This window comes from Actinomadura sp. ATCC 39365 (genome assembly GCF_054392275.1).
Map to the genome: position 1 here is coordinate 3318191 of NZ_CP184335.1, position 19780 is coordinate 3337970.

Here is a 19780-nt window from a genome sequence, read left to right on the forward strand (position 1 = left end):
ACGCGCATGCCCGCCGAGGCCGTCGCCCCGCTGGTCGAGGCGCTCGGCGGCGACCTGCCCATGGTCGTGGGGCCGGTCGAGGTGACGTCCGAAGTCGTCCGGCTGCTCGGCGAGCCCGACCGGACGGTGTCCGAACGGCTCTACCGTCTCGGCGCGCTCGCCGTCCCGTCCGTGCCCGGTCGCGGCCGGCTCGCCGGCCCCGGTGACTTCCCGCTGATGGTGAGCTGGTACCAGGCGTTCGGGACCGAGGTCGGGCTCGGTGAGGCGCACGACGTCGCCGAGCGGGTCGCCCAGCGGGTGGCCGGGCGCGAGCTGTTCGTGTGGGAGGCCGAGGGCGCGCCGGTCTCGGTGGCCGGGCTCGGCCGGGCGGCCGGCGGCGTGTGCCGCGTCGGACCGGTCTACACGCCGCCGTCGTGCCGCAGGAAGGGCTACGGGGCCGCGGTCACCGCGTACGCCAGCGAGGTGGCGCTGGCCGAGCGGTGCGCGCAGGTCGTGCTCTTCACCGACCTGGACAACCCGACCAGCAACGCCATCTACCGGTCGATCGGCTACGAACCCGTCTCCGACCATGCGCACCTGACCTACACCGGCTCCCGCTCACCGGCCACAGCGGGTTAGGCTTACCGCATGCCGCGTTACGACTTCCGCTGCCGCGCCTGCGGCTCCACGTTCGAGGTCTCCCGTCCCATGTCGGCCTCAGACGAGCCGGCGACCTGCCCGGAGGGCCACGGCGACACGGTCAAGCTGCTGTCCACCGTCTCCATGACCGGTGGCGCCGCCGCTCCCCGCCCGGCCGGCGGCGGTGGTGGTGGCGGCTGCTGCGGCGGAGGTTGCTGCTCCTGACCGGCGGGCCCGGGTGAACGCCTCCACGGCGAGCCGGGCCGCCCGTTCCACGGTCGCCACGCCCGTCGCCATGTCCGGGCTGCGCTCCGACAACACGGCGATGAGCAGTTCGTGCCCGTTCAGCACGATCCTGCCCACGCTGTTGACCGTCCACCGGCCGCCGTGCGCCTCGACCGGCAGCCAGCCGTTCTTGAGCGCCACCTCGCCGCCGGCGGCGCTGACGCCCCACGCCTGCGATCCGTCCACCGACGACATGAGCCCCAGCGCCCAGCGGCGGCTCGCGGCCGGCACCGGCCCGGCCGGGTCGGTGAGCTGCTCCAGCACCCGCACCTGGTCCGACGGGTGGCTGAGGGTCATGCCCCACGACAGGCCCGCGCCCGGCCTGGTGTCGCGCACCTCCAGCGCGCGCAGGACCCGGCTGAGCCCCTCCTGGCCGCCGACGGTCATGTACAGCTCGTGCGCGCTCTCGTTGTGGCTCTGGCGGATCATCCGGGAGGCGAGCCTGCGTTCGTACGCGCCGAGCCGCCGGTGCTCGCTCTGCCTGAGCAGCAGCAGGGCGAGCAGGATGTCCACCTTGGCCACGCTGGCCAGCACGAACGGTCTGCCCTCGGCGTAGGAGTACCGCACGCCCGTCGCGCGGTCGTACACCGAGAGCGCCACCCGCCCAGGACGGCCCCGCAGCTGACGTTCCAGCGCCCGGTCGAGCGCCCGCCGTGTGGCCGGCGGCAGCAGGCGTTCCACGGTCACCGCCTGGCGGTGCGCCACGATCGGGAGCGGGGCCGGACGCGGGGCCGCCGAGCAGGCGGACACCACGACGGGCAGCAGGGCGGCGATGAGCGAGATCCCCCGGACGCGCATGTGCGCGAGCCTGTCACGCCCCGCACCAACGCCCGGGGGCCCGAGGGTCAAGCTTGCGGCAGGTTACGCCGCAGTGCTTCGCCCGCGGCTCACGCCGCAGGCGTCTCTTTGCGGCTCATGCCGCGGTGGTGCGCCGGCGGCGGCGCTGGAAGGGCAGGAACCGGTCGGCCAGGTGCGGCCGCGACGGGGTCAGGGTGGGTTCGACCGCGATGATGCGGTCGAACCGGAACGCCCTGATGGCCCGCCGCATCCGGCACACGCCGACCAGGTACCAGTATTCGCGGTGGACCAGGCAGGTCACCGGCTCGACGTCGCGGGAGGTGACGGCCCCCGAGGCGTCGCGGTAGTGGAGGCGGATCATGAGGCGGCTGGTGATGGCGTCGGCGATGAGCCTGGCCCGGGAGGCGGTCTCCACGGGCAGCGGCTCGGTCAAGGTCGCGAGCGTGGTCGCGATGACGTCGTCGTCGAGCTCCAGGTGCTCGAGCGCGTGTTGCAGGCCGCGCCGTGCGGCGACGGCCTGCGGGCCCGCTCCGAGGTGAGCGAGGGAGAGGGCGATGGCGGCGATCTCGGCGGTCGTCAGCGGGCGAGTCTCGTCCTTCACGACTGTCGTCATACCCCAAGAATAGGGACGACCACCGACAATTTTCGAAAATCTGTGCGGTGGACCGGGGGTCCACCGCACACTAACTATCGGGACAGCTGCGACAGATCGCGCGAGGCACCGGTAGAGGCGGACGTGGTCATCGCCGCGTACGCCTGCAGCGCCACGCTCACCGGACGGTTGCGGTCGCGCGGCCGGTAGCCGCCCAGGTCGGCCAGCAGCCGCTCGCGCCGCGCGGCCAGTTCGGCCTCCGGCACGCGCAGCTCCATCGACCGGCCGGGGATGTCGATGTCGATGATGTCGCCGTCCTCGACCAGCGCGATCGTGCCGCCCTCGGCCGCCTCCGGCGAGGCGTGCCCGATCGACAGCCCGGACGTGCCGCCGGAGAAGCGGCCGTCGGTGACCAGCGCGCACGCCTTGCCCAGGCCCTTGCCCTTGAGGAACGAGGTCGGGTAGAGCATCTCCTGCATGCCGGGGCCGCCCTTGGGGCCCTCGTAGCGGATGACCACCACGTCGCCCTCCTTGACCTGCCCGCCGAGGATGCCCTCGACGGCCTGCTCCTGCGACTCGAACACCACCGCGGGCCCGCTGAACTTCCAGATCGACTCGTCGACCCCCGCGGTCTTCACCACCGCGCCGTCGCGCGAGATGTTGCCGTAGAGCACGGCCAGGCCGCCGTCGGCGCTGTAGGCGTGCTCGAGGTCGCGGATGCACCCCTGCGCCCGGTCGAGGTCGAGGGAGTCCCAGCGGTTGTCCTGCGAGTACGCCTTCACCGTGCGCACGTTGCCCGGCGCCGCGTGCCACAGCTCGACGGCCTCGGGCAGCACGGTCGGCGACTTGACGTCCCAGGCGGCCAGCGTGTCGGCCAGCGTGCCCCCGTTGACCGTGGGCACGTCGCGGTGCAGCAGCCCGGCCCGGTCGAGCTCGCCCAGGATGGCCGGGATGCCGCCGGCGCGGTGGACGTCCTCGACGTGGTACTTGTTGGTGGCCGGGGCGACCTTGCACAGGCACGGCACCCGCAGCGAGATCTCGTTGATCTCCTTGAGGCCGAAGTCGACCTCGGCCTCGCGGGCCGCGGCCAGGATGTGCAGGATCGTGTTGGTCGAGCCGCCCATCGCCACGTCGAGCGTCATGGCGTTCTCGAACGCCGCGCGGGTGGCGACCGAGCGCGGCAGGACCGACTCGTCGCCGTCCTCGTAGTAGCGGCGGGTGATCTCGACGAGCTGGCGGCCGGCGTCCTCGAAGAGCTGCTTGCGCCGCTTGTGGGTGGCCAGGATCGTGCCGTTGCCAGGCAGGGCCGGGCCCATGGCCTCGGTCAGGCAGTTCATGGAGTTGGCGGTGAACATGCCCGAGCAGGACCCGCAGGTCGGGCAGGCGTTCTCCTCCATCTCCAGCAGCTCGTCGTCGGACACCGAGGCGTCGGCGGCGGCGACCATCGGGTCGACGAGGTCGAGCTTGCGGCCCGGCGTCTTGCCGGCCTCCATGGGGCCGCCGGAGACGAAGATCGTGGGGATGTTCAGCCGGAACGCGGCCAGCAGCATGCCCGGCGTGATCTTGTCGCAGTTGGAGACGCAGATCATCGCGTCGGCACAGTGGGCGTTGACCATGTACTCGACGGCGTCGGCGATCAGCTCGCGGGACGGCAGCGAGTAGAGCATGCCGCCGTGGCCCATCGCGATGCCGTCGTCGACGGCGATCGTGTTGAACTCGCGCGGGATCGCCCCCGCCTCGCGGATCGCGGCCGAGACCACGTCGCCGACCTCGCGCAGGTGCACGTGGCCCGGGACGAACTGGGTGAAGCTGTTGGCGACCGCGATGATGGGTTTGCCGAAGTCGCTCCCGGCTACGCCGGTCGCCCGGAGCAGGGCCCGGGCGCCGACCATGTTCCTGCCGTGGGTGACCGTACGTGACCTGAGGGCCGGCATTGTGCTTCTCCCATCATGAGGCGAGTCTTCACATGTTACGGCCACCCGCCCGGCACCTGAGACGCATGTCCACTCACCGGACAGCTCAGTCCGGCAACCGTACGGCCGCGAGCTGGGTCGCCTGGGCCACCAGGCGCCCCTTGGAGTCCCATACGTGGGCCACCTCGTCCATCCGGTCGCCGCCGACATCCGTGGCCGACAGGCGGACCCTGATCGGGCCGGGGGCGGGCAGCCGGCGGATGTAGGCCGAGAGCTGAATCGTCGGCACCCAGCCGGACAGCCCGAGGTCGAACGAGACCGGCGGCACCGGGTCGAGCGCCACCAGCAGGCTCAGCGGGTCCCAGTCGGAGCCGTCGGCCAGACGCTGCCAGCTCGCGATCTCGCCCCTCCTGGTCGGCGCGCCGAACGCGAACGCCAGATGGGCCGGATCGACGCGCTCCTCGACCACGGCCATCAGCGGGACGGGGAAGTCCGCGCCGGGCGGGTCGGTGGGCGCGAGGAAGCAGTCCTCCTCGGCCGGCAGCTCGACCGGCGGGAGCGAGGTCCACCAAGGGTCGCCGTCGTCCAGCACGCCGAGCGTGACGTGCGACTCGACGCGCACCCTGCCCTCCTGGGCCAGCGAGACCCGGACCTGGGCCACGCTCCGGCCGATCCGCAGCGGCTCCACGCGCACGTCGGCCGGGCCGGGCACGGGCGGCTCGACGAAGGCGCCGCTCACGGCGGTCACGTGCGGGTGCCGCTCGCCGGCGCCGCTCTGGCAGGCGGCGCGGGCCAGCACCGCCAGCAGGTAGCCGCCGTGCAGCTTGGTGCCCACGCTCCACTGGGCGTCCAGCGTGGCGCCGAACTCGTCCGCGCCGCGGGCGACCAGCGCGGTCGCCTCCCCGAAAGTCCCCATTTTTCGCGATATCCCTTCCGCAGAAGGTCAGATTGACACCGTCAACCTGACGGCGTCAATGTGAGATCCATGACCGCTGCGAGACGTGTACGCGCCCGGCGCGGAGAAGGCGGCCTGCTACGGGAGGAGATCCTGCGCGCGGCCGAGGACCTGCTGACCGAGTCCGGCAGCGAGGACGCCCTCACCCTGCGCGCCGTCGCCCAGCGCGCCGGGGTGTCCACGCCCTCGGTCTACCTGCACTTCGCCGACCGGGAAGCGCTGCTGGAGGCCGTCTGCCTGCGGGTGTGGGACGAGTTCGGCCGCATGTTCAGCGAGAACCTGACGGGCGACCCGTTCCTCGCGCTCGGCCGCTGCGGACGGGCCTACGCGCGCTTCGCCCTCGACCATCCCGTGCAGTACCGCGTGCTGATGATGCGGCCCTCGGCCGTGCAGGGCGTGCCGCCGGCCGCCGCCGCCTGTTTCCGCCACATGGTGGACGCCGTCGCCGCCTGCGTGGCGGCCCGCGTGCTCGAAGGCGACCCCGAGGAACTGGCGCTCGGCCTCTGGTCGGCGGTGCACGGCTGCGTCTCGCTGCTCATCGCCCAGCCGTCCTTCCCCTGGCCCGAGGACCGGGAGGCGCTGATCGACCACATCGTCCGCATCGCCGGGGTGGGCACGGCCCTGCTGTCCCGCCTGCCGGACGCGCTGCCGCCCAGCGGCGTGCTGGCCGCCGAACTGGACGACTTCGGCGTCCGCCTGTCGGCAAGCACGTCGGCGGGCGTGAAAAAACCCCGCGGAGCGTGACTCCGCGGGGTCGGCCGGCCGTCCTAGCCCTCGCCGTACCGGGCGGGCAGGACCTGGGCGGCGATGTCGTAGAGCCGGTCGATCTCGGCCGGGGTCAGCGCCCGCTCGCGCTTGGTGATCCACTTGCGGGCCCGGTCGCCCTGGTAGACGTCGACGCCGCGGATCGTCATGATCTTCCACGGCACGGGCGGACCGTAGATGGCCAGGGAGGGCACGACGACGACCTCCCGGCCGAACGCCTTGCTGATCAGCTCGCTGGCCTGGGACGCCTCCCACTTGGCCTCGGTCAGCCGCGGCTTCATGTCGAAGGGGCCGTGGAAGAGCTTCTTGCCCGACTGGACGCGGACAGGAAGCCGTTTGTCCCACTTCTCGGAGTCCACGGCGTAGACGCCGGTCGGCCCCACCACAAGGTGGTCGATCTGGGCCTCGCTGCCGGGGATCGCCCTGGCGTGCAGGGTGCGGTAGCCGCTGCGCTCCAGCCTGCGGAGCTGCCCCTCGGTACGCCGCTCGGCCACGGACGCGCGCCGCCACGCCGGCACCGTGGAGTGCGACCGCGCGCGGTAGACCGTTTCGAGTACGGCCGCGATCACCCCGGCGGTCACTCCCAGACGCCAGTCGCGCAGCAGGAAACCCACCACGATCGCCACGCCGATCGCCACGAGCGCGCGGTTGCGCAGGCGGCGGAACCGCGGCTCCTGGAGCAGGTCACGCACGGACGCGCGTTCCACGGGCGCGTAGGTGGTGGTGGGCGCCGATGGTGTCGCGGCGGCGGTGCGCTCGCCCTCTGGCCGGTCGCTCACCCAGATGGGTGACGCGTTGTGACCGTCTTCTCGCTGGTTGTCGGAGTCCACGTAACTCACCGTAGCTCGGAGATCGGAATGATTCCTAGTGTTGACCTGTCCATAGTTTTATGGCCCAGCTCATCGTGTTCCACTCATGTTTTCGGGGTATGTCTTACGTTCTTCTCTAGAGATGCCTAGTGTGCCGATCGTGCGAGAAATTCATGAGCTTTCCGCGCTCGAGCAGGCCCGGGCCGTCCGCGACCGTGACGTCTCGCCGGTCGAGCTCGCCCAGCACTATCTCGACCGGATCGAGCGGATCGACCCCTCGGTCGGCGCGTACGTCACCGTGACCGCCGAGCAGGCGCTCGACCAGGCGCGCCGCCTGGAGAAGGACCTGCCTGACGGCCCGCTGGCCGGGGTGCCGATCCCGGTCAAGGACCTCAATCTGGTCAAGGACGTGCCGATCACCTTCGGGTCGGCGGCCTACCGGGGCTTCGTCGCGCCGGTGGACGACACGGTCGTGACGCGGCTGCGCGAGGCCGGCACGGTCATGCTGGGCAAGACCGCCACCCCCGAGTTCGGGCTGCCCTGCTACACCGAGACCGACGTCTCGCCGCCCGCCCGCTCGCCCTGGGACCTCGGCACGTCGGCCGGCGGGTCCAGCGGGGGAGCGGCCGCCGCCGTGGCCGCCGGGCTGGCGCCGGCCGCCCAGGGCAGCGACGGCGCGGGCTCGATCCGCATCCCGGCCTCGGCGTGCGGCCTGTACGGCATCAAGCCCACCCGCGGCCGGATCAGCTTCGCCCCGATCATCCCCGACCTGGCCGGCATGTCCACGAACGGCCCGATCGCCCGTACCGTGGCCGACGCGGCGGCCCTGCTCGACGTCATGGCGCACAACGAGCCCGGCGACCTCTACCTCGCGCCCCGGCACGAGGGCACGTACCTCGCCTGCGCCGGCCGCGACCCCGGACGGCTGCGCATCGCCCGCTACGCCGACCCCGTCGTGCCGGGGGCCGAGGTCGATCCCGAGGTGCTGGCCGCGTACGAGGGCGCCGCCGAGACCCTCGCCGGCCTCGGGCACGAGGTCGTGGAGATTTCCAGGCCGTTCGGCACGGACCTCGTGCCGCAGTTCGTCACCCTCTGGTACACCTTCGCCTGCATGCACCCGGTAGCCGACGACCAGCGGCACCTGCTCAGGCCGCTCACCCGGTGGCTGCGCGAGCGCGGCCTGGCCACCACCGCCCCCGCGTTCCTCCAGGCCCAGGCCGCCCTCCAGCTCGCCACCCGGGGCGCGCTCACGATCACGAACGCCTACGACGCGGTGCTCACCCCGACCCTCACCCAGCCGCCCAGGCCGGTCGGCTGGTTCGAGGACGTGGACGAGGTCGAGGAGACGTTCGAACGCATGAAGCGCTTCGCCGCCTTCCCGGCGATCTACAACGTCAGCGGCCAGCCCGCGGTCAACCTGCCGCTGCACTGGAGCGCCGAGGGCCTGCCGATCGGCGTCATGCTTGCCGGGCGGATCGGCGGCGAGGGCACCCTGATCTCGCTGTCGGCCCAGGTCGAGGCGGCCGTGGGCGGGTTCTGGGGCGAGCGCCGGCCGTCCGTCTGGTAGAAGGGCCGCCGTACGGGTCTGGCCGGGCACCCGCCTGAGGATTACGTTCGTCGTGTGAACAGCGCGGCGGAAAGTCTGCTCTTTCTCACCGGGGTGTCCTTGGGGCTGTTCGTACTGATCAGCCTGGTGGTCATGGTGGCGGGGCGGGGCTCGTCCCGGGTGGTGGAGCCGGGCCCGGTGTGGCTGGGCGGGCCGTCCGGGAGCGAGCACGGCGCGAGCACCTCGGCACGGGTGCTGGCCGACGGCGTCGCACCCTGGGCCCGGACACCCGAACCCGACTGGGCAGCCGCAGCCGCGACCGCCGACCCGGACGGACGCCTCGGCGGCGCTTCGGCGGGCTGGTGACGTTGCGATGCCCTCCATGAAGCGCCCCTCGAACCAGCCCACAGATCAGCCCTCCGAGCAGCCACCGACACAACCCTCGGAACAGCCCTCGGAGGGGACACCAGCGCAGGCATCGGAGCGGTCCTCGGAACAGCCCTCAGAAGGGGCACCGGCGCAGGCGCCAGAGCGGCCCTCGGAGGGGACTCCGGCGCAGGCACCGAAGCGGGCGCTGACTCGGGTGCCGAGGCGGGCGCTGACGACGGCTCAGGTCGACGATCTCAGGAGGGCCGTCCAGAGAGCCGAGCGGCGCAGCGGGTTGCGCTTCGGCGTGTTTCTGGGCGAGCCGGTCGGCGCGCGACGGCACTTCGCCGAGCGCCTGCATGCCGCCCTGGGCGCCGAGTCGGCCGACGCCGTGGTGGTGTACGTCGATCCGGCGGGGCACGCCCTGGAAATCGTGACCGGCGCGAACGCGAGGCGGAGGCTGAGCGACGGCGCCTGCCGGCTCACCGCCCTGTCGATGGCCACCGCCTTCAGCGCGGGCGACCTGATCGGCGGCCTGCTGTACGGCATCACCGCCCTCGGCGACCAGGCCACCCGTCAGCACTGACCCGCCCCCTCCGAACCCGGGCGCGCCGCCCTTGCCGGCTCGGCCCCGCAGGTGCCCTACATGCTCAGACGCGCGGCACCCTGCGGCCCAGGGCACCGCCCTTTTGGCTCGGCCGAACTGTCGCCCGGCACCCTCCGGCACGCGGCGCCGCCCCTTCGGCTCGCCGAGCTGTCGCCCACCGCCCTTCGGGGCCGGGGCACCGCATCCTTCGGGGCAGACACGCTGTCGTCCGGCACCCTGCTGCCCCGGGCACGCCGCACCCGTCGTCCCAAATGCGCTGTGCCATGCTGCGGCCTCAGGGGTACGGCCCTTGCGGGTCCGGGTGCTCTGCATCTTCGGCTCAGTTGCGCCGTGCCTGGCGGCGGTCAGGCGTTCCGTCCCCTCGAACGCGTGGGTGCCGCCCCTCGGACTCGTCCCCTCAAATCCCGCGCTGCCGCAGCCGTCGGCTCAGGGATGCTGTACCTGGGGCAGGCTCAGGGGTGCGGGCCCGGGCGTGCTGCATCTTCGGCTCAGGTGCGCTGTGCTCTGCGGCGGTTGGGCGCGACGCCCCCTTGGGGCTGAGGGGAACGCTTCCGTCGGCTCGGGCCTGCCTGGTCAGGTGCGTTGCAGCAGGGTGACGACGTGGTCGCTGACGCCGGCGAGCAGGCCGGACGGTTCGATCGGCGCCCCGGCCACGGCCGAGAACAGCGCGGGCAGCCCCGGCAGCGGGAAACCGTCGTCTTTGGCGGCCGCGGCGCCCACCGCGTTCTTGTCCAGTGCCGTCCGGCTGCGCTCCCAGGCGTCGAGCACCTCCTCCGGTGACGGCACCCCGAACCCGTGCCCGACGGGCGCGGCGTGCCGCAGCCGGACGAGCGGCGTCTCGGCGAAGGTCAGCGCGGTACGGGCGCGTACCTGAAGGTCGGCGCGCGGCTCGGGCTCGATCCAGTCCATGGCCGTGCAGGGGTTGCGGCAGGTCGCGACGCAGACCGCGAGCGCGCCCGCGAGCTGGCTGTGCTGCCGGTCGAAGTAGGCCCGCCAGCCCTCGCCGGGCTCGACCGACACCCGCAGCGTGCGGTTGGTGGCCGACTGCTCGGACTTGGTGTGGTCGCACTCGCGGTCGCCGATCACGCCGAACCTGCTCCCGGGCGCGCTCAGCCCGGCGGGCCAGCGGGCCGGGTCGCCGGCGTGGCCGAGCTGCGGCTCGAAGGCCAGCAGCGGCAGGTATTCGCTGGCGATGTGCACGGCCGCGATCATGGGGCTCAGCTCCCGCCGGTGCCAGCGGACGGCGATCGCCTCGAGCAGCAGGCCGTAGGCGGGCTTGAGCGACTCCAGGGCCCCGCGCGGCTGCTCCCGCGGCGTCTGCGGCATGTGGCAGGCGCGGGCGAGCCGGCGCAGGTCGGCCGGTACGGACCTGGCCTCGGCGGCGAAGTCCTCGGCGTCGAGCGAGAGCAGCCGCTGCCCGAACTCGCACACGTCGGAGATCTCGGCCGTGGGGGCGAGCGCCCCCAGATCGGCGAAGGCGTACCGGCGGGCGAGGGCGATCAGCAGCTCACGAGTCGAATCCACGCGAAGACTTTCTCACGATCTTTCAGCAGTCACGGACATTGGGCACGCACGCACCGGACGTCCTGGTGTGGCCACGGGCTTGGGGCGTGCAGGCGTCGGACGTTCTGGAGTGACCACGGGCACTGCACGTGCACACACCGGACGTCCGGGGGTGGTTACGGGCACGGGGCGCGTACGCACTGGACGTCTTCGGGCGGGCTGGTGACCGTGGGCTCGTCCGTGGGCTCCTCAGGAGGCTGGGTGGGCTCCTGAGTCGGCTCGGGCTCGGCGGTGGTCACGGTCGGTGTGGGCTTCGGCGAGACGGTGGGCGTGGCGCTCGGGGTGGTGGGGGCCACGGTCGGGCCGGGGGTCGCGCTGGTGGTGCCGCTCGGCTTCACGGTCGGTACGGCCTTGGTCGGCGGCGCCGGCTCCTTGGTGGTGTGCTCGGGGCTGCTCGGGCTGTGGATCTGCGTGGTCTCGTCGGCGGGCGGCAGCACCTGGCCCGTGCTGGCGGGCTCGGCCGGACGCAGCCACACCGACCCCGCCACCGCGGCCGAGACCACGACGGCGGCGGCCATCGTGCCCACGGCCGTCAGCGTGCGACGCCGGCGGGACCTGCCGCCGTCGGGGGCCGAGGGCATGGTGAGCGACGAGCCGGTGTCGGCCACGGGCATGACGCCCGTCGGCTGGAGGCCCGGGTAGGAGCCCGTGGGAAGACCCGTGTGAGGGTCCGTGGAAAAACCTGCGTGGGAGCCCGTCGTGGGCGCGGCCGCCGGGGACGCGGAAAGCGGCGGGACGGGCAGGGCCGCGGCGGTGACCGACGCGCGGGCCGCCCGCGCCATGTCGGACGCCGACGACCAGCGTTGCGCCGGGTCCTTCTGCAGCGCCCGCGTCACCACCTGGCGCACGGCCGGAGGCAGGTCGGCGGGCGGCTCGGGCACGGGCGCGTTGAGATGCTTGAAGATGATCTGCACAGGGGTGTCCCCCTGGTACGGCAGCCGCCCGGTCAGGCATTCGTAGGCCACCACGCCCAGCGCGTAGACGTCGACCGCCGGGGTGACCTCGTTGCCCGCGGCCATCTCCGGCGCGCAGTAGGCGGCCGAGCCGAGCATGGTGCCCGTGGCCGTGAGGTGACCGGCCGAGCCGGAGTGGGCGACCCCGAAGTCGGTCAGCGCCACCTGCCCGTCGGGCCGGACCATGAGGTTGGCCGGCTTGACGTCGCGGTGGACGATGCCCTGGGCGTGGGCCGCGGCCAGCGCGTCACCCACCTCGGCGACCAGGCGCATGGCCTCGTGCGCGCCGAGCGGGCCGCGCCGCAGGACCCGGTCGAGCGACTCGCCCCGGACGTATTCCATCACCAGGTAGCTGACCCGGCGCCCGTCGGCCTCGTGGACGCCGTAGTCGTAGACGCCGACCACGCCGCGGTGCCTGAGCGTGGCCATGGCCCTGGCCTCGTTCTGGAAGCGCTGGGTGAAGGTGGGGTTCTCCGACAGGGCGGGCATCATCACCTTGACCGCGACGGCCCGGCCCAGCACCAGGTCGTCGGCACGCCAGACCTCGCCCATGCCGCCGCCGCCGAGGCGGTCGGCCAGCACGTAGCGGTCGTTGAGCGTGGTACCGGCGCCTAGCACGTACTTGAGGCTAACACCCGGTCTCCGTGCTCAGGCCGTATTCGCCGCAGCGCGAAGCCGGGTCCCCGCCGGGCGTGGCGGGGACCCGTGCGGATCAGGCCGACGCGGCGTCGGTCTCGCGGTTGCGCAGAGCCCGGCTGACGCCGTCGGCGCCCTCCAGGATCAGCCTGCGCAGGGCCTGCGGCGGCTGCTCGGCGGCCAGGAAGTCCTGGGCGGCCTGGACCGTGGCGGGCTCGATGAGCAGCGCGGGGAAGCAGTTCATGGCGAACGTCGATGCCTTCTCGAACGTCCACTCGCGGTAGACGCGCCCGACCTCGGCGAAGTACTTCTCCCGGTACGGCTCCAGCAGCTCGGCGTGGTGGGCGTCCTGGAAGCCGACGATGGTGTTGCGGGCGATGTGGTTGGCCAGGTCGCCGCCCACGATCCGCTCCCAGGCCGCCGCCTTGGCCTCGGCCGTCGGGATCGCGGCCCGGCACAGCGCGGCCGACCGCTCACCCGTCGCCGTAGGGTCGCGCTCCAGCTCGGCGGCGATGTCGGGCTCGCCCAGCCGGCCGCCGGAGACCAGCGCGGCCACCAGCGTCCAGCGCAGGTCGGCGTCGACGGTCAGCCCCTCGGGCACGCCGGTGCCGTCGAGGATGGCCTGCAGCAGGTCGAGGTCGGCGCCGGAGACCGCCACCGGGGCGAACGCCTGGAGGAAGGCGAGCTGGTGGTCGGAGCCGGGCGCGGCCGAGCCGATCAGCGAGCGCAGCTCGGCGGCCAGCAGCGCCTCGCCCTCGGCCCGCCAGGCCGGGGCGGCGTACTGCTGGACGGCCTGGCGCGCCTGGCGCAGCACCGCCTGCAGGACCGTGATGTCGGAGACCGTGCCCGCGCCGGAGATGACCAGCCGGACGTAGTCGCGGGTGGACATCTCGCCGTCGCGGGTCATGTCCCAGGCCGCCGACCAGCACAGGGCGCGCGGCAGCGACTCGGTGAAGGCCGCGATGCCGCCCTCGACGAGCGTGCGCAGGGAACGCTCGTCCAGCCTGATCTTGGCGTAGGTCAGGTCGTCGTCGTTGAGCAGCACGAGGTCGGGCTGCTCGGCGCCGATCAGCTCGGCCACACTGGTACGGGCGCCCACCACGTCGAGCTCGACCCGCTTGGTCCGGGTGAGCACGCCGTCGGCCAGCGAGTACAGGCCGATGGCGATGCGGTGCGAGCGCAGCGTCGGGTAGTCGGCCGGGGCCTCCTGCAGCACCTCGAAGGAGGTGAAGCGGCCGTCGGACACCTCGAAGGAGGGCCGCAGCGTGTTGACCCACGCGGTCTCCAGCCACTCCTTCGACCACGACGACAGGTCGCGGCCCGAGGTGCGCTCGAGGGCGGCGAGCAGGTCCTTCAGCTCGGTGTTGCCCCAGGCGTGCTCGGCGAAGTAGTCGCGCACCCCGGCCAGGAAGTTGTCCAGGCCGACGTAGGCGACGAGCTGCTTGAGCACCGAGGCGCCCTTGGCGTACGTGATGCCGTCGAAGTTGACCTCGACCGCCTGCATGTCGGGGATGTCGGCGGCGATCGGGTGGGTGGAGGGAAGCTGGTCCTGGCGGTAGGCCCAGGACTTCTCCACGTTGGCGAACGTGGTCCACGCGCCGTTGCCCCAGCGGGTGGCCTCGGCCTGGGCCAGCACGGACACGTACGTGGCGAAGGATTCGTTCAGCCACAGGTCGTCCCACCAGCGCATGGTGACCAGGTCGCCGAACCACATGTGGGCCATCTCGTGCAGGATCGTCTCGGCGCGCCGCTCGACGACCGCGTCGGTCACCCGGGACCGGAAGACGTAGTCCTCCAGGAACGTCACGCAACCGGCGTTCTCCATCGCGCCGGCGTTGAACTCGGGCACGAAGAGCTGGTCGTACTTGGTGAAGGGGTAGCGGACGCCGAACACCCGGTGGAAGAAGTCGAAGCCCTGCCTGGTGACCTCGAAGAGGTTGTCGGCGTCGAGGTGCTCGCCGAGCGAGGCGCGGCAGTAGAGCCCGAGGGGGATGCCGTCGTGCTCGGAGGTGACCTTGTAGTACGGCCCGGCCACCAGCGCGGTGATGTACGTCGAGATCACCGGCGTCGGCTCGAACTCCCAGCGCCTGGCCGCCTGGACGCCGCCGTGGCGGCCGGACTGCCCTTCGAGGTCCTCGACCTTGGCCGCGGCGCCGTTGGAGACGACCTCCCAGTCGGCGGGGGCCAGCACGGTGAGCTGGAAGACGGCCTTGAGGTCGGGCTGGTCGAAACAGGCGTACATGCGGTGGGCGTCGGCCGTCTCGAACTGGCTGTGCAGGTAGACCTTCTGGTCGACCGGGTCCACGAAGCGGTGGAGACCCTCGCCCGTGCGCATGTAGCTGCAGTCGGCGTCGACCAGCAGCTCGTTGGACTCCGCCAGCGAGGGGAGGGGGAAGCGGCCCTTGTCGGCGTCGTAGGAGGAGACGTCGAGGTCGGTGCCGTTGAGGGTGACCTTGCGCACGTTGGCGCCATGGAGGTCGATGAAGGTGGAGGCGCCCGGGCTGGTGCTGGTGAAGCGCACCGTCGTGACGCTCTCGAAGCGCTCGTCCCCCTCCGTCAGGTCGAGTGCGACCTCGTACGACTCGACCTTCAACAGCCGGGCGCGCTCGCGAGCCTCGTCCCGGGTCAGGTTGCCTGCCAAGTTGCGCTCCTTTTCACCACTTCGTTGTAGTTTGTCGGTATCCTGCCACGCCGGGAATAGGACCTCGACACCCTCAGGTTATGGCCCCACGTGACTGAGAAGATTCCCGTGGACCTGTGGTTCGATCCTTTCTGCCCATTTGCCTGGGCGACGTCACGATGGCTTCTCGAAGTGGAGAAGGTACGCGCCATCGAGCCGCGCTGGCACGTCATGAGCCTCAACGTCCTCAACGAGGGCAACGACGTGCCCGACTCCTACCGTGAGGCCATCGCCAGGGCCATCGAACCCGTCCGCGTGGTGGCCGCCGCGCGGGCCGCGCACGGCGACGAGGTCGTCGGCCCGCTCTACACCGAGCTCGGCACCCGCCTGCACAACGAGCGCGGGATGAAGGACCTCAGCCGCCTCGGCGAGCTGATCGAGGACTCCCTGGTGGCGATCGGCCTCAGCCGCGACCTCGCCGCCGCCGCCCACTCCACCGAGTGGGACGACGCCGTACGCGCCTCTCACCAGGAGGGCATCACGCTGGTCGGCCAGGACGTCGGCACCCCGGTCATCCGCGTGGGCGCCAACGCCTTCTTCGGCCCCGTGATCACGTCCATCCCGAAGGGCGAGGACGCGGGCAGGCTGTGGGACGGCGTGCTTCTCGTCACCGAGTTCGAGGACTTCTTCGAGCTCAAGCGGACTCGTACCAGACAGCCCACCTTCGACTAGATATGTCGTCCACCGCCGGGGTAAGACTCATACCCCGGCGGTAGGTTCTCGGGCGCGCCGAGGATGAGGAATCTCCCTCTGCCCGCTCCGCGCTCTCGCCAGCCCACGACGTGCACGCGAGGATGGACCCATGCGCCAGCTGTATATCGGCGGTTCCTGGAACGCCTCTACGTCAGACGAGTCCGTCGAGGTCGCCAACCCGGCCACGGAGGAGATCATCGACCGGGTGCCGGCGGGCACCCCCGACGACGTCGAGGCGGCGGTGTCGGCGGCGCGCGAGGCGTTCCCCGCCTGGTCCGACACCTCGGCGGCCCAGCGAGGGAAGCTCCTCGGCGACGCGGCCGAGCTGCTCAAACAGCGCGCCGAGAGCGTCGCGGCGACGATCGCCACCGACATGGGCGCGCCCCTCGGCTTCGCGCTCAAGGTGCAGACGCTGATGCCCGCGGCCGTCCTGTCCTCCTACGCGCAGCTGGCCGAGAGCTACCCCCGCGAGTCCCGTATCGGCAACTCCCTGCTGGTCAAGGAGCCGATCGGGGTCGTCGCGGCGATCACGCCCTGGAACTACCCGCTGCACCAGATCATCTGCAAGGTCGGCCCGGCGCTGGCCGCCGGCTGCACGGTGGTGCTCAAGCCCAGCGAGGTGGCGCCGCTGGCGGCGTACGCGCTGGCCGAGATCCTCGACGAGGTGGGTCTGCCGCCCGGGGTGTTCAACCTGGTCAGCGGGCGCGGCCCGGTCGTCGGCGAGGCGATGGCCGCCCATCCCGAGGTGGACATGGTCTCCTTCACCGGCTCCACCGCGGCCGGCCGCCGGGTCGCCGCGCTCGCCGCCGAGACCGTCAAGCGGGTGGCGCTGGAGCTCGGCGGCAAGTCGGCCAACATCGTCCTGCCCGACGCCGACCTGGCCACGGCCGTCAAGGTCGGCGTGGCCAACTGCTTCATCAACGCCGGCCAGACCTGCTCGGCCTGGTCCCGCATGATCGTCCACCGTGACCAGTACGACGACGCCGTCCGCCTGGCCGTCGAGGCGACCCGCAAGTACACCGTCGGCGACCCCTTCGACGAGGCCACCAGGGTCGGGCCCCTGGTGTCGGCGGCCCAGCGCGACCGGGTGGTCCGCTACATCAACCGGGGCCAGGAGGAGGGCGCCAGGCTCGTCGCCGGCGGCACCGAGCGCCCCCGCGAGCGCGGCTTCTACGTCGAGCCCACGGTCTTCGCCGGGGTCGAGCCCGGCATGACGATCGAGCAGGAGGAGATCTTCGGGCCCGTGCTCGCGCTGATCCCGTACACGAGCGAGGGCCAGGCCGTGGAGATCGCCAACGACACCAGGTACGGCCTGGCCGGCGCGGTCTGGTCGGGCAGCCAGGAGCGCGCGGTCGCCGTCGCCCGCAAGCTGCGCACCGGCCAGGTCGTCGTCAACGGCGGCCAGTTCAACCCGCTGGCCCCCTTCGGCGGCTACAAGCAGTCGGGCGTGGGCCGCGAGCTGGGCGAGTTCGGCCTGGAGGAGTACCTGGAGATCAAGTCGCTGCAGCTGTAGGCCACCGCCCGCCGCGGCCTCAGGCGCGCAGCATGATCCTGCGCGCCTCGTCCTTCGGCAGGCGGTCCACGTACAGCTTGCCGTCGAGGTGTTCGGTCTCGTGCTGGAAGCAGCGCGCCAGCGAGCCGCGGGCCTTGATGCGCACGGGCCGCTGCAGCCGGTCGATGCCCTCGACGGTGACGCCCGCGGCCCGCGCGACGGGGGCGTAGATCGGCGTGCGGGTGCGGCGGTCGGGCACCGACAGGCAGCCCTCCTCGTCGGAGACCTCCTCGGCGTCGTCGACGGTGAGCACCGGGTTGGCGACATGGCCCTTGCGCCCGGCGATGTCGTAGACGAACAGCCGCCGCGACACGCCGATCTGCGGACCGGCCAGGCCCACGCCGTTGACCGCGTACATCGCCTGGAACATCTCCTCGATCAGGCGGCGCAGCTCGCGGTCGAAGTCGGTGACGGGCTCGGCGGGCGTGCGCAGCACCGGATCGCCGATGACGCGGATCTCACGCATGCGTCTCCACTTTCGTAAGGACTGGGGAACGGTAGGGGTCCTTACTCTAGCCAGCGAGTGGGATCGGCGGGGCTGTGGAAGACTGGACGGGTGCGTGTCTACATCGGTGCCGACCATGCCGGCTATGAGCTCAAGAACCACCTCGTGTCCTGGCTCAAGGACCACGGCCACGAGGTGACCGACTGCGGTCCCTTCGTCTACGACGCCGAGGACGACTATCCGGCGTTCGTGCTGCGCGCCGCCGAGGGCGTCGCCGGCGACCCCGGCAGCCTGGGGGTGGTGATCGGCGGCTCGGGCAACGGCGAGCAGATCGCGGCCAACAAGGTGCGCGGCATCCGCGCGGCCCTGGCCTGGAGCGAGGAGACCGCCTCGCTGGCCCGCGAGCACAACAACGCCAACGTCGTCAGCATCGGCGCGCGCATGCACACGACCGAGGAGGCGACCAGGTTCGTCGAGGTCTTCCTGACCACCTCCTTCTCCGGCAGCGAGCGCCACAGCAGGCGCATCGCGCAGCTGACCACCTACGAGACGATCGGCCAGCTGCCCTCGCTGCCCTAGGTCTTGCGTCTGGCCTCGCGCCGTGGCATCTCGTCGCGCAGGGGCCGCCGGTCGGCGGCCTCCTGCTGCTCCTTCGACGGCCTGGACACGTCGCGGGCCCGCATGGCGATGGTCGCGGTTATCTGCAGACTTTGCAGGGCCATGCTCCGAGCCTACGTCCTGTGTCTCAGAACACCAGACCGGCCAGCGGCTTGGGGCTCCACGCCATGGCCGCGGCCAGCGCCCGCACCGCGCCCGGCGTGTGCTCGCGCAGCAGGCCCGCGTCGAGCTGAGCGCCGAGCAGGCCGTCGCCCAAGTACGCCGAGCCGAGCGCGGACACCGGCACCGTCAGGTGCGGCTCGTCCTCCACCGGCTTGCACTCCGCGCCGGTGGTGTCGGCGGTGAGCCGCCGGCGGCCGGCGTTCCACGGGCACACGTCGTCCTCGATCTCGATCACCAGGTCCACGGGGGCCGCGTAGGCGCGGGCGGTCAGGGCCTTGTCGACGTCGACCAGGCGTACCCACAGCTCGTCGGACCAGGTCGCGCGCAGCTGGCGGGAGTCGGCGAACAGCGCGATCAGGGCGTCGTCCACCGGCCGGGGGTACGCCTCCAGCTTGGTGATCAGGTCGCGGTCCAGCATGTTGCGCCACAGCAGGGCGTAGGCCGCCGGGTCGGTCGCCTCCAGCTCGAACACCCGCAGTTCGCCGCTGGGCACGCCGTTGGGGTCCCACGCCGACTTGGTGCGGAACAGCGCGTAACCGCGCACCCCCTCGTCGTCCTCGGCGAGCACCGAGCGCAGCGAGCCCCAGCCGCCCCTGTCGTGCTCCTCGTCGGCCAGGAAGGCGTCCCAGACGTGCCGGTTGCGCTCGTACCGGCCCGGACGCCGGGTCACGACGGTGGCGAACAGCTTCTCGAAGTCGGCCCTGGCCTCGGTGGGGGAGACCACCCTGAGCCGGAGCGCCGGGTCGGTGGGGGCGTCCCGCACGAAGGCCGAGCGGTGCTTGTCGATCTTGTAGGACAGCTCGCTGGCCGCCCTTCCGTACCCGTACCTGCCGTAGATCAGCGACTCGGAGGCGTAGAGGGCGGCCACCGTCTCGCCGCGGTCGCGGATGTCGGAGAGCTGTCGGCGCATCAGCGCGGACAGCACGCCGCGGCGGCGGTGCGAGGGAAGCACGCTGACCGCGGTCACGCCGCCCACGGGGATCTGACGTCCGCCGGGGACCGTCATCGTGAGGCTGAAGACGGACGTGACGCCCGCCATGGTGCTGCCGTCGAAGGCGACCAGGGTGCGGTCGAACTCCGTGGCCGCCTTGAACCGCTCGTCCTGGGTGGGATGCGGCGTCCAGCCGAACCCCTCTGCGAGCACGCCGGCGAAGCCCGGCCACTCGGATTCGTCAATGGGACGGATCGGATAGGTCATCCGTCCACGGTAGGAGCGGGCAAAGG

Annotated in this window: 19 protein-coding genes and 1 pseudogene; 9 read left to right on the forward strand and 11 right to left on the reverse strand. The window is 72.2% G+C overall.

Features of this window, described 5'->3' with window-relative positions:
* Positions 1-6 precede the first annotated feature (6 nt).
* Complete coding sequence (locus ACNF49_RS16550; RefSeq protein WP_482944259.1) at positions 7-618, forward strand: GNAT family N-acetyltransferase; 612 nt, start codon at positions 7-9, stop codon at positions 616-618.
* Positions 619-627: 9 nt separating this feature from the next.
* Positions 628-843 (forward strand): FmdB family zinc ribbon protein, encoded by a 216-nt coding sequence (locus ACNF49_RS16555; protein WP_357705207.1) that lies wholly within the window; start codon positions 628-630, stop codon positions 841-843.
* A gap of 27 nt (positions 844-870) precedes the next feature.
* On the opposite strand, the pseudogene ACNF49_RS16560 reads toward ACNF49_RS16555, so the two are convergent.
* The 4 genes and pseudogenes from ACNF49_RS16560 to ACNF49_RS16575 all read right to left on the reverse strand — a co-directional run.
* Positions 871-1701, reverse strand: a pseudogene (locus ACNF49_RS16560) (serine hydrolase); the annotation flags it as partial.
* A 115-nt stretch (positions 1702-1816) separates the two neighbouring features.
* Positions 1817-2314: a helix-turn-helix transcriptional regulator gene (locus ACNF49_RS16565; RefSeq protein ID WP_357980526.1), complete on the reverse strand. Its 498-nt coding sequence runs from the start codon at positions 2312-2314 to the stop codon at positions 1817-1819.
* A gap of 74 nt (positions 2315-2388) precedes the next feature.
* Positions 2389-4227, reverse strand: a complete 1839-nt coding sequence (gene ilvD, locus ACNF49_RS16570) for a dihydroxy-acid dehydratase (protein WP_482944260.1) — start codon at positions 4225-4227, stop codon at positions 2389-2391.
* An 85-nt stretch (positions 4228-4312) separates the two neighbouring features.
* Positions 4313-5122: a thioesterase family protein gene (locus tag ACNF49_RS16575; protein ID WP_482944261.1), complete on the reverse strand. Its 810-nt coding sequence runs from the start codon at positions 5120-5122 to the stop codon at positions 4313-4315.
* Between the two features lie 69 nt (positions 5123-5191).
* Here ACNF49_RS16575 and ACNF49_RS16580 point away from each other — a divergent pair, with 69 nt between their 5' ends.
* Entirely contained in the window at positions 5192-5905 is a 714-nt protein-coding gene (locus ACNF49_RS16580; protein WP_482944262.1) for a TetR/AcrR family transcriptional regulator, read from the forward strand.
* A gap of 23 nt (positions 5906-5928) precedes the next feature.
* Here ACNF49_RS16580 and ACNF49_RS16585 read toward each other — a convergent pair whose 3' ends face one another.
* A complete protein-coding gene (locus ACNF49_RS16585) occupies positions 5929-6756 on the reverse strand; it encodes a nuclease-related domain-containing protein (protein WP_357980516.1) in 828 nt (275 codons plus the stop codon).
* 139 nt (positions 6757-6895) lie between these two features.
* Between ACNF49_RS16585 and ACNF49_RS16590 the strand changes: the two genes are divergently transcribed.
* From ACNF49_RS16590 to ACNF49_RS16600, 3 genes are all read left to right on the forward strand, one after another.
* Entirely contained in the window at positions 6896-8302 is a 1407-nt protein-coding gene (locus ACNF49_RS16590) for an amidase (RefSeq protein ID WP_482944263.1), read from the forward strand.
* Between the two features lie 54 nt (positions 8303-8356).
* Positions 8357-8647 carry a hypothetical protein gene (locus ACNF49_RS16595; protein ID WP_482944264.1) on the forward strand — a complete coding sequence of 97 codons (291 nt, stop codon included), beginning with the start codon at positions 8357-8359 and terminating at the stop codon, positions 8645-8647.
* Positions 8648-8864: 217 nt separating this feature from the next.
* The gene (locus tag ACNF49_RS16600) at positions 8865-9233 is read left to right on the forward strand and encodes a DUF5130 family protein (RefSeq protein WP_482944265.1); all 369 of its coding nucleotides are present in this window, start codon (positions 8865-8867) and stop codon (positions 9231-9233) included.
* 594 nt (positions 9234-9827) lie between these two features.
* On the opposite strand, the gene ACNF49_RS16605 is transcribed toward ACNF49_RS16600, so the two are convergent.
* The 3 genes from ACNF49_RS16605 to pepN form a co-directional block, all read right to left on the reverse strand.
* Positions 9828-10778 carry a hypothetical protein gene (locus ACNF49_RS16605; protein WP_357980504.1) on the reverse strand — a complete coding sequence of 317 codons (951 nt, stop codon included), beginning with the start codon at positions 10776-10778 and terminating at the stop codon, positions 9828-9830.
* 155 nt (positions 10779-10933) lie between these two features.
* On the reverse strand, positions 10934-12388 hold the full coding sequence (locus ACNF49_RS16610; protein ID WP_482944266.1) for a serine/threonine-protein kinase: 1455 nt from the start codon (positions 12386-12388) through the stop codon (positions 10934-10936).
* Positions 12389-12482: 94 nt separating this feature from the next.
* Positions 12483-15047, reverse strand: a complete 2565-nt coding sequence (gene pepN / locus ACNF49_RS16615; protein ID WP_482944267.1) for an aminopeptidase N — start codon at positions 15045-15047, stop codon at positions 12483-12485.
* A gap of 90 nt (positions 15048-15137) precedes the next feature.
* On the opposite strand from pepN, the gene ACNF49_RS16620 reads away from it, so the two are divergent.
* Together ACNF49_RS16620 and ACNF49_RS16625 are read left to right on the forward strand one after the other, a co-directional pair.
* Complete coding sequence (locus tag ACNF49_RS16620) at positions 15138-15758, forward strand: mycothiol-dependent nitroreductase Rv2466c family protein (protein WP_357980494.1); 621 nt, start codon at positions 15138-15140, stop codon at positions 15756-15758.
* Positions 15759-15888: 130 nt separating this feature from the next.
* On the forward strand, positions 15889-17292 hold the full coding sequence (locus ACNF49_RS16625) for an aldehyde dehydrogenase family protein (protein WP_357980491.1): 1404 nt from the start codon (positions 15889-15891) through the stop codon (positions 17290-17292).
* A gap of 19 nt (positions 17293-17311) precedes the next feature.
* Here the strand turns inward: ACNF49_RS16625 and def are convergent, their stop codons facing one another.
* Positions 17312-17797, reverse strand: coding sequence for a peptide deformylase (gene def, locus ACNF49_RS16630; RefSeq protein ID WP_357980488.1), 486 nt, complete (start codon positions 17795-17797; stop codon positions 17312-17314).
* A gap of 90 nt (positions 17798-17887) precedes the next feature.
* On the opposite strand from def, the gene ACNF49_RS16635 reads away from it, so the two are divergent.
* Complete coding sequence (locus ACNF49_RS16635) at positions 17888-18355, forward strand: ribose-5-phosphate isomerase (protein ID WP_352360446.1); 468 nt, start codon at positions 17888-17890, stop codon at positions 18353-18355.
* On the opposite strand, the gene ACNF49_RS16640 is transcribed toward ACNF49_RS16635, so the two are convergent.
* Positions 18352-18498, reverse strand: a complete 147-nt coding sequence (locus ACNF49_RS16640) for a hypothetical protein (RefSeq protein WP_352323622.1) — start codon at positions 18496-18498, stop codon at positions 18352-18354. The genes ACNF49_RS16635 and ACNF49_RS16640 overlap by 4 nt on opposite strands.
* A gap of 23 nt (positions 18499-18521) precedes the next feature.
* Positions 18522-19754, reverse strand: coding sequence for a GNAT family N-acetyltransferase (locus ACNF49_RS16645; protein ID WP_357980485.1), 1233 nt, complete (start codon positions 19752-19754; stop codon positions 18522-18524).
* Between the last annotated feature and the right edge of the window lie 26 nt (positions 19755-19780).